Source organism: Diaphorobacter oryzae DSM 22780, assembly GCF_059568935.1.
In genome coordinates, this window is the sequence record NZ_JCANUL010000002.1 from 49,706 (window position 1) to 64,635 (window position 14,930).

General features: G+C 67.2%; 12 protein-coding genes. 4 read left to right on the plus strand and 8 right to left on the minus strand.

Annotated elements, in window-relative coordinates:
- Positions 1–35: 35 nt before the first annotated feature.
- From BP68_RS03515 to BP68_RS03545, 7 genes are all read right to left on the minus strand, one after another.
- The gene (locus tag BP68_RS03515) at positions 36–1,499 is read right to left on the minus strand and encodes a M81 family metallopeptidase (protein ID WP_496369179.1); all 1,464 of its coding nucleotides are present in this window, start codon (positions 1,497–1,499) and stop codon (positions 36–38) included.
- Entirely contained in the window at positions 1,496–2,764 is a 1,269-nt protein-coding gene (locus tag BP68_RS03520; RefSeq protein WP_496369181.1) for a Zn-dependent hydrolase, read from the minus strand. Before BP68_RS03520 ends, BP68_RS03515 begins: the two co-directional genes overlap by 4 nt.
- An 81-nt stretch (positions 2,765–2,845) precedes the next feature.
- Positions 2,846–3,553 (minus strand): ABC transporter ATP-binding protein, encoded by a 708-nt coding sequence (locus BP68_RS03525; RefSeq protein WP_496369183.1) that lies wholly within the window; start codon positions 3,551–3,553, stop codon positions 2,846–2,848.
- Positions 3,550–4,332, minus strand: a complete 783-nt coding sequence (locus BP68_RS03530) for an ABC transporter ATP-binding protein (RefSeq protein WP_496369185.1) — start codon at positions 4,330–4,332, stop codon at positions 3,550–3,552. Before BP68_RS03530 ends, BP68_RS03525 begins: the two co-directional genes overlap by 4 nt.
- Entirely contained in the window at positions 4,329–5,339 is a 1,011-nt protein-coding gene (locus BP68_RS03535; RefSeq protein WP_496369187.1) for a branched-chain amino acid ABC transporter permease, read from the minus strand. The genes BP68_RS03530 and BP68_RS03535 overlap by 4 nt, the downstream gene beginning before the upstream one ends.
- Before the next feature lie 5 nt (positions 5,340–5,344).
- A complete protein-coding gene (locus BP68_RS03540; protein WP_496369189.1) occupies positions 5,345–6,205 on the minus strand; it encodes a branched-chain amino acid ABC transporter permease in 861 nt (286 codons plus the stop codon).
- A gap of 107 nt (positions 6,206–6,312) precedes the next feature.
- Entirely contained in the window at positions 6,313–7,518 is a 1,206-nt protein-coding gene (locus BP68_RS03545; protein ID WP_496369191.1) for an ABC transporter substrate-binding protein, read from the minus strand.
- Positions 7,519–7,769: 251 nt separating this feature from the next.
- Between BP68_RS03545 and BP68_RS03550 the strand changes: the two genes are divergently transcribed.
- Both BP68_RS03550 and BP68_RS03555 read left to right on the plus strand, forming a co-directional pair.
- Positions 7,770–8,639: a FadR/GntR family transcriptional regulator gene (locus tag BP68_RS03550; protein ID WP_496369193.1), complete on the plus strand. Its 870-nt coding sequence runs from the start codon at positions 7,770–7,772 to the stop codon at positions 8,637–8,639.
- A 111-nt stretch (positions 8,640–8,750) separates the two neighbouring features.
- Positions 8,751–11,105, plus strand: coding sequence for a glycerophosphodiester phosphodiesterase family protein (locus BP68_RS03555; RefSeq protein WP_496369195.1), 2,355 nt, complete (start codon positions 8,751–8,753; stop codon positions 11,103–11,105).
- Between the two features lie 199 nt (positions 11,106–11,304).
- Here BP68_RS03555 and BP68_RS03560 read toward each other — a convergent pair whose 3' ends face one another.
- Positions 11,305–12,432: a sensor domain-containing diguanylate cyclase gene (locus BP68_RS03560; RefSeq protein WP_496369197.1), complete on the minus strand. Its 1,128-nt coding sequence runs from the start codon at positions 12,430–12,432 to the stop codon at positions 11,305–11,307.
- Positions 12,433–12,590: 158 nt separating this feature from the next.
- On the opposite strand from BP68_RS03560, the gene BP68_RS03565 reads away from it, so the two are divergent.
- Entirely contained in the window at positions 12,591–13,595 is a 1,005-nt protein-coding gene (locus BP68_RS03565) for a Bug family tripartite tricarboxylate transporter substrate binding protein (RefSeq protein ID WP_496369199.1), read from the plus strand.
- Positions 13,596–13,913: 318 nt separating this feature from the next.
- Complete coding sequence (locus BP68_RS03570) at positions 13,914–14,852, plus strand: LysR family transcriptional regulator (RefSeq protein ID WP_496369201.1); 939 nt, start codon at positions 13,914–13,916, stop codon at positions 14,850–14,852.
- Positions 14,853–14,930 lie beyond the last annotated feature (78 nt).

The window sequence follows — 14,930 nt, forward strand, 5'->3', positions numbered from 1 at the left end:
TGCGTGCCCAATGGCCCTGGCTGGTGCGAGATATGTCAAAGACTGTCCAGCGGGTAGACCGGACGGCTCACGCGCGTGAAAGGGAACCGCGCGTAGTCCGAGGTGGTCACCCCGGGGCTGTCGCATTCCACGAGCCCCTGGGACAGCGGCACAAACACCGGCCGGCAGTACATGCGCGACTTGAGCAGCAGGAAACGAAAGCGGGTGGGGTCCATCCCCACGCAATGGAATACGCCCAGATCCCAGGGTTCATGCGTCTGTTCTGTCACCACGATCTGCGCGGGCCCGATGTCGAGGCACACCGCCCGCCCCATGTGGCAGCGCTGACCCGTGTAGATCGGGCCCGTGACGGTGTAGGCACCATCGCTCACGGCGCGGACCCGGCCGCGCACGCGCAGGGGGCGCTTGTGCAGTCCGATGCGTTCGAGCGATACCTTGTTGCCCAGTTCCATTTCCACTTCGGCGCCTTCGCCGGCGGTGCTGAGCAGCGCCACGGCCTCGGGGTCGCACAGCGGACCCATGGCGATGCCCGAGAGCCCCTGCGCCAGCGCGGCCTGCAGCACGTCCATGGTGTCGCAGGTGCCGCCCGACATGCAGTTGTCGCCATGGTCGAGCAGCAGCACGGGGCGCGTGGCGTTGTTGGCCAGGGCCTGGGCGCGGCGCAGTGATTCTTCCAGCGGCTCGCTGCGGTACACGTACTCTTCGCGCCGCTCCCAGATCTGCCGAGCCAGTCCGTCCACGGCGGCCTGGGCGGCGGAGTCTTCCTCGCGGCAGGTGGCGACCACGCTCACGCAGGGCGCCTCGATGTCGGCCAGCGAGAAGCCGCCGAACACCGACACGGCGGGCAGTCCGCCGCGCTCCAGGCCGCGCGCGGCCTCCACGGCATCGCGCATGGGGCCCTGGAGCGTGGTGCTGCGCAGTGTGTGGCTCATGAGCGGCAGGCGGTGCCAGCGCACGCGGTAGTGCGCCTCGCCGCGCAGCATCTGCAGCAGCAGGCGACCCACATGCTCACCGGTCTCGTACATGTCGATGTGCGGATAGGTCTTGAAGCCCACCATCACGTCGGCATGGCCCACCATCTTCTCGGTGATGTTGCCGTGCAGGTCCAGCGCTACGCCCAGGGGCACGCCGGGCGCGGCGGCGCGCACGCGCGCGAGCAGGTCGCCCTCGCCGTCGTCGGTGTGCTCGGCCACCATGGCGCCGTGCAGGTCGAGCAGGATGGCGTCGCAACCCGGGACGGCTTCCACGATGCGGCGCGTGAGCTCGTCGTAGGCCTTTGCGTGCACGGGGCCGCTTGGGTTTGCCGTGGCCGACACGGGCGTGACCAAGGTGGCGCCCAGGCCTTCGGCCAGTTCGATGAAGGCGGCCATGGCCGTGCGCATGCCCTTGTTGGCGCGCAAGGCGTCTTCGCCGTAGGTGGGCGAGAACGCCTCGATGGGCGTGGGTACGGGCGAGAAGGTATTGGTCTCGTGGTTCAGTCGCGCGATCAGGATCTTCATGCCACCACCCCGGCGCTGGCCAGCATGGCGCGCAGCAGCACGTTGCAGCCGGCCTCCAGGTGCTCCGGCTCTGCGTCCTCGATCTCGTTGTGGCTGATGCCGTCGGCGCAGGGCACGAAGATCATGGCGGCCGGCGCCACGCGCGCCACATAGACGGCGTCGTGGCCCGCGCCGCTCACCACGTCCATGCTGCCATAGCCCAGGTCGGCGGCGTTGGCGCGCACGGCCTCCACCAGGTGCGGCGTGAACGGCTGCGGCGGGAAGTACACCACCTGCTCCACGTTGATGGAAAGGCCGCGCTCGGCGGCAATGCGTGCACAGGCGGTGCGCAGCGCCGCATCCATGTCCAGCAGCTGGGTGTCGTCGGGTGCGCGCAGATCCACGCTGAGTTTCACGCGGCCCGGAATCACGTTGCGCGAGTTGGGGTGCACCTCCAGCGAGCCCACGGTGCCGCGCGCATGCGGCAGGCGGTCCATGGCGATGCGGTTGACTTCGGTCACGAGCTGGCTGGCGGCCAGCAGCGCGTCGCGCCGCAGCTCCATGGGCGTGGGGCCGGCGTGGGCCTCCATACCCTGCACGGTGACGTCGTACCAGCGCTGACCCAGTGCAGCCTGCACCACGCCGATCACGCGCTGGTGGTTCTCTAGCACCGGCCCCTGTTCGATATGGGCCTCGAAATAGGCGCCTACGGCAGGGGCCGGACCGGCTTCGCCCGCGTAGCCGATGGTGCGCAGGGCCTCGGCCACACTCACGCCCTGTGCGTCGCGCTGGGCCAGCGCATGCTCCAGCGTGAAAGCGCCCGCGAAAACGCCCGAGCCCATCATCACCGGCACGAAGCGCGAACCCTCCTCGTTCGTCCATACGGCCACCTCGATGGGCGCGCGCGTGCGCACGCCGGCGGCGTTGAGCGTGCGCACCACCTCCAGGCCTGCCATCACGCCGTAGTTGCCGTCGAACTTGCCACCCGTGGGCTGGGTGTCGATGTGGCTGCCCGTCATCACGGATGGCAGGTTGTCATCGGCTCCCGCGCGGCGCGCGAAGATGTTGCCGATCGCGTCCACGCGGATGGTGCAGCCGGCTTCGCGTGCCCACTGCGTGAAGAGGTCGCGGCCCTGGTGGTCCAGGTCGGTGAGGGCGATACGGCACACGCCGCCCTTGGGTGTTCCGCCGATGTGGGCGAGGTCCATCAATGATTGCCACAGACGTGCGCCGTCGATGCGCAGCGCCGCGGTGCCAGCGGAAAGGGGGGAGGTGGTGAGGTCCATGGAAATTCTCCGGTTCAAGGCCGCGTCACGCTCAGGCGCACAGGCCGGCGCCAAGGGGGCGGGCTGGGCAAGGAAAGAGCGTCAGGCCATGCCTACGCCGAGGTAGCGGTCCTTCACGGCGTCGTCCGCCAGGAAGTCGTCGTTGGTGGCCGTGTGCACGATCGAACCCTGTTCGATGATGTAGTGCCGGTCTGCGAGCTGGGTGCAGACCTCCAGGTTCTGCTCCACGAGCAAAATGGCCACACCGGCGGCCTTGATGGTCTTGAGCTGTGCCACGATCTCCTCGACGATCACGGGCGCCAGCCCTTCCACGGGCTCGTCGAGCATGAGCAGGCGCGGTGCGTTCATGAGCGCCCGGCCAATGGCCAGCATCTGTTGCTCTCCGCCCGAAAGCTGGCCGCCACCGTTGGTGCGGCGCTCCTTGAGGCGCGGAAAGATGCGGTAGATGTCGGGCAGTTGCCAGGGCGACTTCTTGCGCTGGCCCAGCATCAGGTTCTCCTCCACCGTGAGCAGCTTGAAGATGCCGCGGTGCTCGGGCACCAGACAGACACCGCGCTGCGCCACATGGTGCGTGGCGAGCTGGTGCACGGATTTGCCGCCGAAGCGGATCTGCCCCTGCGTTGGCGCCATCACGCCAGCAATGGTCTTGAGCGTGGTGGTCTTGCCCGCGCCATTGCGGCCCAGCAGGGTGACCAGCTCGCCGTCGCCGATCTGTAGCGAGACGCCCTGCAGCACATGGCTCTTGCCGTAATGGGCGTGGATGCTTTCCACGGACAGCAGCGTGTTCATGCCTTGCCTCCGGTGATCATGTTGCCCAGATAGGCGGTGCGCACGCGCTCGTCGCCGCGGATCTCGTGGGGCAGGCCCTCGGCCAGCACGCGGCCCTGCTGCATCACGGTGATGGTGTCGGAGATGTCCATGACGATGCCCATGTTGTGTTCGATGAGCACGACGGTGTGCTCGTCCTTCAGCCCCTGGATCAGCCGCTTCATTTCGTCGAGGTCATCGATGCCCATGCCCGAGGTCGGCTCGTCGAGGAAGATGGCCTTGGGCCTGGCGGCCAGCGCCATGCCCACCTCCAGGCGCCGCTGCTGGCCATGTGACAGGTTGCCCACCGGCGTGTCGGCATGGCGCTCTAGCCCCAGGCGTGCGAGCACGCCGGCCACCGTGTCGGCGCAGGAACGTCGGCCCACGGGGGCCTGCCAGCAGTTCAGTGCCACCAGGGGGGACACGCCCTGCGCGGCCAGGCGTAGGTTCTCGCGCACGGGCAGGGTGGGGAACAGGCTGGTGACCTGGAACGAGCGCGCCATGCCGCGGCGCACGCGGCGGTGGTCGGGTTCGCGTGTCACGTCGTGACCGTCGAACACGATGCGCCCACCGCTCACCTGCTTGGTGCCCGTGAGCATGTGGAACAGCGTGGTCTTGCCCGCGCCGTTGGGGCCGATCACCGAGTGCACGGTGTTGGCGCGCACCTTCAGGTCCACGCCGCCCAGGGCAACGAACTTGTCGTAGCGCTTCTCGACGCCCCGGGCTTCGAGCAGGATGGGGGATGCTGTGGCGGCGCTCATGCGTGGCCTCCCTTGGCGTTGGTGTGGGCACCGGCGGGTACGCCGGTGGCATCGGGGGTATCCGTGGGTTTGCGCCGCAGCAGGCCCCACAGGCTCTCGCCCAGGCCCCACAGTCCGCGTTGCATGCCCAGGCTGACGACCATGAGCACCACGCCCAGCAGCAGCAGCCAGCGCGGCCACAGCGTGGACAGCCAGTCGCCCAGCAGCACGTAGAAGGCCGCGCCCAGTACCGAGGCCAGCAGGTTGCCGGTGCCGCCGATCACGGTCATCACCAGGATCATTTCGCTGGTGTGGTACTCGGCATTCGACAGCGGGGCGATGCCGGTCATCATGGCGTGCAGGGCACCGGCCAGGCCGGTCACGGCGCCCGAGATCACGAAGGCCTGCAGCTTGAGCAGGCGCAGGTCGTAGCCCACGGCGGCAGCGCGTTCCTCGTTGTCACGCACGGCCAGCAGCGTGCGGCCGAACACCGAGTCGCACACGCGACGCAGCAGCCAGAACGCCAGCAGGAACAGCACGGCCACGAAGCCGTAGTACTGCCAGGGAGAGGCCAGCGGCCACAGCGTTTGTCCCCAGGCCGTGAGTGACGGGCGCGGAATGTCGAGCAGGCCGTTGTCGCCGCCCGTGATCCCGGTGGCGGTGTAGGCCAGAAAGTAGAACATCTGCGCGAACGCCAGCGTCAGCATCACGAAGTAGGTGCCGCGCTGGCGAATCGCCACCCAGCCGACGATGGCTGCGCCCGCGGCGCCCATGGCCACGGCGGCGAGCAAAGCCAGTGGCATGGGCAGCGGCCAGCGCGTGAGCAGCAGGGCGATGGTGTAGCTGCCTAGGCCGAAGAAGATGCCTTGCCCGAAGGACAGCAGGCCCGTGTAGCCCAGCAGCAGGTTGCAGCCCATGGCGGCGAGCGCGAAGATCAGCACTTCGCTGGCCAACGAGCCCGACTGCATGCACAGCGGCATGGCCGCCACGATGGCCAGCGCGAGAAAAAGATGGGAATGCCTGGTCATGGTGTTCATCCTTTGCGGCCCAGCAGGCCATGGGGGCGCAGCAACAGCACGGCGGCCATGGCTACGTAGATCATGAGACGCGCGCCTTCCGGCCACAGCGTGCTCATCACGCTCTGAACGATGCCGATCAGCAGCCCGCCGGCGAGCGCGCCGCCGAAGCTGCCCATGCCGCCAACGACCACGATCACGAAAGCCACGCCCAAGGCCTCAATGCCCATGAAGGGCTCGGCGCCCCGGATGGGGGCAGCCAGCACGCCCGCCAGCGCCGCCGTGGCCGCGCCCAGCGCGAACACCAGGCTGAAGATGCGGAACACGTTCAGGCCCAGCAGCGACACCATTTCGGTCGACTCGCTGCCCGCACGCACCGCGCTGCCCAGGCGCGTGCCCTCCAGCACCCACCACAGCAGCACCGCCAGCACGGCCGTGAAGCCGATCACGAACAGCCGGTACTTGGGATAGACGAAGTCGCCCCACATCACCACACCCTGCAGCAGATCCGGCACGGCCACGCTGTCGCCCAGCGGGCCCCATTGCAGGATCACCAGCTCCTGCACCGCCAGCGCCAGGCCCACTGTGACGAGGATGTGGAACTCATGCGGCTTGGCATACACATGGCGCAGCATGAGCTTTTCGGTGAGCCAGCCGATGGCCCCCACGGCCAGCGGCGCCACCACGAGCGACAGCCAGAAGCTCAGGCCCCAGCGCGTCAGCTGGTAGCAGAAGTAGGCGCCGAGCAGATAGAAGGCACCGTGCGCGAAGTTCACGAAGCGCAAGAGGCCGAACACGATGGACAGGCCCACGGCCAACAGGAAATACAGCATGCCGATGCCGATCCCGTTGATGGTCTGTAGCAGGTAGATGCTCATACAGGGTCCGAAGGAGAGAGAGGCCACGCCCTGCGCGGGGCGCAGTACACCGCGCCGCTCCGGCGGTCCGGGGCGGCGGGCGGGAAGCGCAGCAGTGGATGGGGGCGTCAGGCCAGCTTGCAGCCGGTTTTTTCGGGCGCGAGGAAGGACTTGCCGGAACTCACCACGTCCACGTAGTCGTCCTTGTTCTTCATCTTGGACTTGGCCTTGCCCTTGAGCAGGTAGTAGTTCTTGAGCACCTGGTGGTCGGCCTTGCGCACCTCTTCCTCGCCCGTGAGGCCCTGGTACTTCATGCCCTCCAGCGCTGCGACGACGGCCTTCTGGTCCACCGTGCCGGCCTTGATGATGGCGTCGATCAGCAGCTTGGTGCAGATGTACGAACCGGCCAGGCTGTAGTTGGGGTTGGACTTGAATGCGGCCTGGGACCGCTTGACGAGGTCATGGTTGAGCGGCGTGTCCACCGTGTGCCAGTACTGGGCGCCGAAGTACACGCCGTCGCACAGGTCGGCACCCAGCGACTCGAATTGCTCCAGGCCCGAGGCCCAGGCGATCAGGATGGTCATGTTCTTGTTCATGCCGAAGCTGATGGCCTGGCGCAGCGCGTCGGAGGACTGGGAGCCGAAGTTCAGCAGCAGCAGCACATCGGGCTTGGCGGCCACCGCGTTGGTCAGGTAGCCGCTGAACTCCTTTTCGGTCAGCGAGTGGTAACTGTTGCCCACATGCTCGATGCCCTTTTCCTTGAAGATGTTCTTGGCGGCCGACAGCAGGCCGTCGCCGAACACGTACTGCGGCGTGATGGTGTACCAGCGCTTGGCCTTCGGGTGGGCTTCGATCAGCGGGCGTACCGTCTGCTCGATGGCTCCGAAGGTCGGCACCGACCAGCGAAACGTGGCGCTGTTGCAGTCCGTGCCCGTGAGTTCGTCGGCACCGGCCGTGGTGACGAGGATGCCGCCAGCCTTTTCCGCCTCTTTGCCCATCGCCAGCGACTCCGACGACAGGATGCCGCCAGCGAAGAAGCGCGTGCCCTTTTGCTGTGCCGCCTCCTGCACCTTGCGCACGGCGGTGGCGGGCTTGCCCTCGGTGTCCAGCAGCGTGTAGGCCAGGGGACGGTCCAGGGCCTTTCCGTACTGCTCCAGCGCCAGCTTCATGCCCAGGTCGGCAAACTTGCCATTGGCCGCGAATGCGCCCGACACGGGCACCGGGCAGCCGAACTGGATGGCCTCCTTCGCCTGCGCCCAGGCCGAGTGCGACAGGCCAAGCGATGCAGGCAGTGCGCCGAGTGCCGAGAATTGCAGAAAGTGACGACGTTGCATGTGGGACTCCGTTGAGGTGAAGCTGACGCGTGGAACCGAGGCGGAATGGCCTGGCGCTTGTCTCAGAGCACGATGCATGCCAGTCTCGAAATATGCGTGCGGGCTCCTTGATTCATATTTATAGTGACAAATAGAACAAATATGATGAGGGGCAAACCCTAGGCATTCCCGCACGCCCCATGGCGGTGCATACTGCACCAGCAAGTACACCGGGAGCGGCCTGCGCCAGGCCACTTTGGAGAAGAAACACAATGGCACCACCCAAGTCGCCGTCGCTGGCGATCAAGCAGCTCAAGCGTTCCGATCTCGTGGCACAGGAGATCAAGCGGCTGATCACCGAGAAAAATCTCAGCCCCGGCGATCGCCTGCCGCGCGAAAGCGAGCTGCAGACGCAGTTCCAGGTCAGCAAGGGCACGATCCGCGAGGCACTCAAGTCACTGGAGGTGCAGGGCCTGATCACCATCTCCACGGGGCCATCGGGCGGCGGCACCATCGTCGAGGTGCCACTCGATCGCACGCTGCAGTTCATGCAGAACTACCTGTTCTTCAAAGAGGTCACGATCGACGACATCTACACCGTGCGCCAGATGCTCGAGCCCGAGCTGGCTGCGGGCGCTGTTCCGTACCTGACCGAGGCCGACTTCGAGGCGCTGGAGCGCAGCATCGCCTGCTGTGATCCCACGCAAAGCCACGAGGACTTGCTGAGCCAGCGGCGCGAGGACGTGAACTTCCACGACATCCTCGCGGCGGCCAACCCCAACCCGTTCCTGCGCTTCACCTGCGAGCTGATCAACGAGATGATTCGCCAGCTCATCGTGTTCGGCAACCGCACGCCGCAGGCAGAGCATCGGCGCTTCGGCGAGGCCAACGCGCAGTTCCACCGCGAGATCGTGCGCGCCGCGCGCGCACGCGATGCCGGCAAGGTGCGCGCGCTCATGGAGGAGCACATGCAGGACGCGGCCAGCAGCGTCAAGCGCATGAAGGGCCGCATCCAGGGGCGCCTGATCCTCGACGCGGAAACGCTGCGCCGTCCACGCGCAGGCACGACCAGAAGCATCTCCGATGGTGTGGCCTCCCCTGCCGCCAAGCGGCCGCGCCAGCGCGCAGCAGGCGCCGAATAAAGCCGGAATTTATCGCCATTGCCTGGGTGGTTGCAGGGACATTGCGACTGCCGCGAGAACGTCACACAGTCTTTCTACAGTGGGCCGCTTTTTCACCAAGAGCATCCCGATATGCAGAAGATGAAGATCGTTCTCGCAGGCCTGATGGTGCTGCAGCTGGCAGCCTGCGGAGGTAGCGGCGACACGGACGGCACTGGGCCGGGAATTCCACCCGTGACCGAGCCCGATACGACCCCTCAGGTCTATCTCGAAGAGGATTTCAACGCTGGCGCGGCGCTGCCCGAAGGCTGGCAGCCCCTGGCGGGCAACGAGGGAACCGTGGCGGTGCGGGGCGGCAGCCTCTACATCGATGGGCGTGCGCACAGCACCCGCATGACAGCGGTGAACCTGCCTGTGTCGCTGCAAGGGCGGGCCAACTACCGCATCGAGGTGGACTTCACGATTGAGGCCGCGGTGAACAACAAGCGCTGGGCCGCCATCGTGTACCGCAATGCGGCCACGCCCACCATGGAGCCCTACCACCAGATGGCCGTGCGCCAGAATGCGGCGGATGCCGTGGGCACCGAGTTTGCGCTGCGCCAGGGCGGGGAGTGGAGCGTGATCAGCGCCCGCAGCTTCCGCGAGGCCATCGAACCCACCCGGACCTACCGCGCCACCATCGAGGTGCATGGGCAGCGCGCCCGCCAGTACCTGGATGGCGTGCTGCTGCATGACGTGGAGCTGGATTCCGCGCTGGCCCAGGGCGGCATTGCGCTGCAGACCGCTGGCGCGCTGATGCGCGTGGACAAGGTCCGCGTGACCGAGCAGCGCGACGCCTTGCCTCCCATCCATATCTTCTCGCCCCAGGACAGCGGCACTCTGGCCTCCATGGCGCCGACCCTGGTGCAGGTGATGGATGCGCGCACGGCCCTTGCGGGGTCGGGCGCCAGCAATGCGCTGTTCCATGTCGACAGCGCACTGCAGCTGCGCAGCGCCGGCGGCGAAAGCCTGGGCAGCCTGCAGCAGTACCTGGGGCGGCAACCCGTGCCCGCGATTCCCGTGCTGCGCATCAATGACCAGGCCACCGTGGAGGCGCTGGCCGCCTTCGTGGTGCGCAACGGGTACAACGACATCACCTTGCTGTCGGCCGATGTCACCCTGCTGGCTACTGCACGCCGCGCCATGCCCGGCGTGCGCGCTGCGGTGGACTTCAGCGCGCGGACGGGACTTACCGGCAGCACCGAGGACCTCTTGAGCATCGTGCGCGACACCAACCGCGCCGGCGCCAAGATCGCCGTACTGCCGTCGAGCCTGGCCACGCGCGACAACGTTGCACGGCTGCAGCAACTGCTCGTCACGGTCTGGGCCAGCGCCGACGCGGCCGCGCCTGCGGCCGTGGCGCAGGTGCTCACCACCGGCGTGGACGGCGTGGTCACGCCGCACGCAGCGGCGCATGCGCAGGTGCTGCGCAAGCTGCCCGCCCATGCCCTGCTGCGCAAGCCGCTGGTCATCGGCCACCGGGGCATGCCCTCGCGTGTGGACGAGAACACGCTGGAGAGCGCTCTGACAGCGGCCGAGGCCGGTGCCGACGTGATCGAGAACGACATCTACATGACCACCGATCAGCACTTGGTGATCATGCACGACAGCACCGTCAACCGCACCACCACCGGCACCGGCAAGATCGAGACGATGTCGCTGGCGGACGTCCGGGCGCTCAAGACCAAGTCGGGACATCCCGTGCCCACGCTGGACGAGTACTTCACCGCGTTCAAGGGCAAGCGCCAGGTGCACTTCGTCGAGATCAAGAGCGCCCGTCCCGAGATCGTGGACCTGCTGCGCCAGGCCGTGGACCGCCATGGCGTGCGCGACCAGCTGGCGGTGATCTCGTTCAACACGCACCAGCTTGAGCGCATGCGCGAGGTGATGCCCGAGGTCAGCGTGGGCATGCTCAACAGCTTGGCGATGAGCGCCGACAAGGTGACGGGCGGCGTCAAGGGCATGCTGGACCTGACGCAGAGCTACTCCTCCACGTTCAACCCCGACTACTCCAAGGGCCTGAACCCCGCCGTGATGGAGGCCGCGAAGCACCGCGGCATCACCATCTGGCCCTGGACGCTGCGCAAGGAAGACGACTTCTATCGCTTCTACAGCTACGGCACGCACGGTCTCACCACGGACGATGCCCACTGGGCGCAGAACTTCCCCGTGGCGATGGCCGCAGCCCCCGGCGGCACGGTGGCCCTGCAGCAGCCTGCGGCCGTGCCGCTGCAGCTCACCACCCAAGGCGGCGCACAGCTACAGGCGCTCAGCACGCAGCTGGTGGTGTTGGAAGGCACGGCGCAGTACAGCGCGCAGCCCGATGGCTCGATCCACTTCACCACGCCGGGTACGGCCACGGTGCTGCCGGGCTACACCCACCGCATGGGTGAGAGCGCGCACAGCTACACCCTGATCGGCGCGCCCGTGACCCTGACGGTGAAGTAAGCCAGGCAGGGGCCGCGGCACGGCGCTGATTGCCGGCCGCGTTGCTGCAAAAAAAGCCCCTGTGGCCGTGAGGCGCAGGGGCTTTCGGTTGTCGGCGAGAGCCGGTCTGAGCGGCCGGTCACCCCTGTGGAAATGCGGCGATCCCACGCAAGGCCACGAGGGCCTGCTTGAACCCGCCCGCGGCGCCTGCCTGTCCTGCCTATGGCGCTGTGGCTCTCGCTTCCTCCCGCGCCGCATGCATCAGGACACGGTTGCGACCCTGCGCCTTGGCCTCGTAGAGAGCCCGGTCGGCGCAGGCGAGCAGTGCCTCGGGCCGATGGGCATGCAGGGGGAAGGCCGCCACGCCGCACGACAGCGTGGCGGTGAGTTCGCCGACGGCCGACTGCACCCGCAGTGCCTCGAAAGCCTGGCGCAGCGCCTGCGCGCGCTCCATGGCCACGGCGACCGGCGTGTTGTCCAGCAACAGCAGGAACTCCTCGCCGCCGAGACGGCAGGCAAGGTCCTGCGGGCGCACATGCTGCAGCAGCAACTGGGCCAGTGCCTGCAGCACCGTGTCGCCCGCGGCATGGCCATGGGCATCGTTGATGCGCTTGAAGTGGTCGATGTCGATGATCAGTACGGACAGGGGGGCGCCATGCTCTTGGCAGCGCTCCAGCGCGGACGGCAGGGTGGAGTCAAGCTGGCGCCGATTGAACAGGCCGGTGAGCGGGTCGCGCAGCGCCTGTTCGCGCAACTGCGCCTGCAGGGAGCGGATTTCGTCGAACTGCTCGCGCAATTGCGCATGCACCCTGCTCTGGGCCATGGCGCGGTCATAGCCATCGCGCGCGAAGGCGAAGAGGTACAGCGTCAGCGAAAACATGCTGAACGCGGCAGTACGCAGGTCGGTATCGGGGCGCCAAGACACAGGCGCCGCGATGGCTGCGATCGCGACGCCCACCCCCAGGTTGAGCAGCAGGCGGATGCCTCCGCGCGCACCGTGGAACACGACCATGTTGACGCAACTGGAGGCGCACAGGATGAAGCTGATCCACAGCGGAAACCCGAGCCAGCCCATCCACATGCCGGCCATCACGATGTCGGCATCCATGTTGCGCATCTCCGCGCGCCGCTGGTCCCGCGAACGGCGCGCGATCAGATAGGCGATCTGGGGGTAGGCAACGTAGTTCAGCACCAGCGCCACCCAGGCCAGCACCGGGACACCGATGGAGTGCAGGTGCGAGCCCAGTGTCAGGAGCAGCAGGGCGTAGAACATGCTGCGGTTGCGCCGGTTCATGCGCACCGTCCAGTGCACGCCATCTTGGGGAGAGGACTCGAGGGTGAGTTTCATCGGCAGACGGGGAGCTGCGGGCGACTGTAGCAGGACCGCGCTGCGTCCCGCCGAAGCGCCGATGTCCCGGCCTTGCCGTGCAGGTCGCCGAACAGGCTGCGCTTGCCCCCGGCCTTTGCTATGCTGCGCCGCCCCCTGCAACGAACCCCAAGGAGACCATGAATCCCGCAGCAACATCCCCAGCGCTCTGGCGCGCACTGATCGGCGGTGCCGCCGCCGCCGTGGCACTGTCCGCACCTCTGGCACAGGCCCAGAACGCTGGTGCGTATCCCACCAAACCCATCCGCCTCATCGTCCCGTTCGCGCCCGGTGGATCGACCGACATCCTGGGGCGCCTGCTGGCGCAGAAGATGGGCGAGAACATGCAGGCCACGGTGGTGGTGGAGAACAAGCCGGGCGCCAACGGCACCATCGGCTGCGACCTGGTGGCCAAGGCTCCGCCGGATGGCTATACGGTCGTCCTGGGCGACGTGGGCTGCATGTCCATGGCGCCCGGCCTCTACACCAAGCTGCCCTACGACCCGCTGCGCGACTTCGCGCCCGTGAGCCTCGTGGGCCGCAGCCCGCTGGTGCTCACCGTGGGCGAGAACAGCCCGCTGCGCTCGCTGGCAGACCTCACCGCTGCCGCGCAGGCCGCGCCGGGCAAGCTCAACTACCCCTCGTCCGGTACGGGCGGCCCCAACCACCTGGGCTCCGAGCTGTACGCCATGCAGGCCAAGGTCAAGATCAGCCACATCCCCTACAAGGGCAGCGCGCCGTCGGTGGTGTCGCTCGTGGCGGGCGAGACGGACTTCGGCTTCCTCACGGCCGTGACCATCGCGTCGCAACTCAACGCCGGCAAGGTGCGTGCGCTGGCCGTGGCGCACACCGAGCGCCTGCCCTCCATGCCCGATGTGCCGACGATGACGGAGGCCGGCCTCAAGGGTTTCACGGCCGATGCCTGGTTCCTCGCGGCCGTGCCCGCGGGCACGCCCAAGCCCATCGTAGACCGCCTGTACGCCGAGATCGCCAAGGCCCTGCCCGCGCCCGAGGTCAAGGCCAAGCTCGATTCCGTGGGCGTGCTGCCCTCGGGGCTCGACCCGCAGGCCTCGGCGAAATTCCTGCGCACCGAGGTGGACAAGTGGCGCGGCGTGATCAAGACCGCCGGCATCACGCTCGACTGACGTACCGGCCCCATCGCAAAGCCCCCAGGCGATGAGGCCTGGGGTGTTCATGCATGGTGATCAGCGGCTGCCGGGGAGGCTGAACACGGCTCCCTCACGCACGCCGGCCGATGGCCAGCGCTGCGTGACGGTCTTGCGCCTGGTGGAGAAGCGCACGGCGTCGGGGCCGTAGGCGTGCAGGGTGCCGAGCAGGCGGTGCTTCCGGCTGCCGGAGTGGATGAACGGGCGCCGTCAAGCGCCGTATCATCCTGAGGGGCAAAGGTTGCGGCACCCGTCAGCGGCGAAACGGCATGCTCCCAGTCGCTCTCTGCGCACTGATTGGACCTGCCCAAGATTGACTTTTTGGTTGGAAGCTGCGTTCTGATGCGCCTGCGTCACCTTGAAATTTTCCACGCCGTCATGCGCAGCGGCTCGGTCAGCGGAGCCGCTGACCTGCTTAATTTGTCGCAATCTGCTGCCAGCAAAGCTCTGGCGCAGGCTGAGCATGCGCTGGGCATCGCGCTGTTCCAGCGCGTGCGCGGCAGGCTGGTGCGAACACGCGAAGCAGAGCAGCTCTTTGCGCAGACCTCGCTGTTGTTTGCGCAGGCTGACAACGTCCAACGGCTGGTGCGCAATCTCAAGCGCAACCCCGATGATCACTTGCGCATAGGCTGCCTCCCCAGCATGGGGTTGGGGTTGGTGCCGGCGGCCATTGCGGCCTTTCGCCAGCGTTGCACGGGCGTTTCGCTAGAGATATCTACGGGCAATGGGGACGAGTTGCTGGAACGGCTTCAGGTGCATGATCTGGACGTGGCAGTTTCCTTTGAGATGCCCTTGCGGAAGGGGCTGGGACGCTTGCCCATGGGCTTGGCGCGCGTCGTGCATGTGGCGCCATCGGGAAGCGGGCAGGAGGATGGCTGTCCCCTGCAGCTTGCCGAACTGGATCCTGGGTCGTGGATCGGCATTGGCGGCAGCGATCCGCTGGCGCAGAAGATCCGTGATACCTGCGATCAGCTGGATCTCCCCGAACTCAGCCCCATGATGGAAACTCGCACGTACTACATTGCGGCTGCCCTGGCACGCTGTGGCGTCGGCTTTGCCCTGGTGGACGAGTTCACGGCTCAGGCGATCGCGAGCGATCTGCGTATCCGGGCACTGGAGCCTGCGATGACCCTGGAGGTGGTGGCTTTCTACGATGTGGCAGCCACACGCTCCGTAGCCTTTGACACATTCCTCCTGACCTTGCGCGATCAATTCGATCAGGCTCAACGCGTTTGACCGCGTTCCCCCGCGCTGCGCAGCAAGTATTCCAAAACGACTGCTTGGCGCGTCTTTTTTCACTGGCGCCCCCCATCG

Excerpts from the sequence above, each read along its gene's own strand:
- BP68_RS03540 (WP_496369189.1), bottom strand. The coding sequence starts at position 6,205 with ATGAGCATCTACCTGCTACAGACCATCAACGGGATCGGCATCGGCATG.
- BP68_RS03545 (WP_496369191.1), bottom strand. The coding sequence starts at position 7,518 with ATGCAACGTCGTCACTTTCTGCAATTCTCGGCACTCGGCGCACTGCCT.
- BP68_RS03525 (WP_496369183.1), bottom strand. The coding sequence starts at position 3,553 with ATGAACACGCTGCTGTCCGTGGAAAGCATCCACGCCCATTACGGCAAG.
- BP68_RS03520 (WP_496369181.1), bottom strand. The coding sequence starts at position 2,764 with ATGGACCTCACCACCTCCCCCCTTTCCGCTGGCACCGCGGCGCTGCGC.
- BP68_RS03565 (WP_496369199.1), top strand. The coding sequence starts at position 12,591 with ATGAATCCCGCAGCAACATCCCCAGCGCTCTGGCGCGCACTGATCGGC.
- BP68_RS03550 (WP_496369193.1), top strand. The coding sequence starts at position 7,770 with ATGGCACCACCCAAGTCGCCGTCGCTGGCGATCAAGCAGCTCAAGCGT.
- BP68_RS03515 (WP_496369179.1), bottom strand. The coding sequence starts at position 1,499 with ATGAAGATCCTGATCGCGCGACTGAACCACGAGACCAATACCTTCTCG.
- BP68_RS03535 (WP_496369187.1), bottom strand. The coding sequence starts at position 5,339 with ATGACCAGGCATTCCCATCTTTTTCTCGCGCTGGCCATCGTGGCGGCC.
- BP68_RS03555 (WP_496369195.1), top strand. The coding sequence starts at position 8,751 with ATGCAGAAGATGAAGATCGTTCTCGCAGGCCTGATGGTGCTGCAGCTG.
- BP68_RS03560 (WP_496369197.1), bottom strand. The coding sequence starts at position 12,432 with ATGAAACTCACCCTCGAGTCCTCTCCCCAAGATGGCGTGCACTGGACG.
- BP68_RS03530 (WP_496369185.1), bottom strand. The coding sequence starts at position 4,332 with ATGAGCGCCGCCACAGCATCCCCCATCCTGCTCGAAGCCCGGGGCGTC.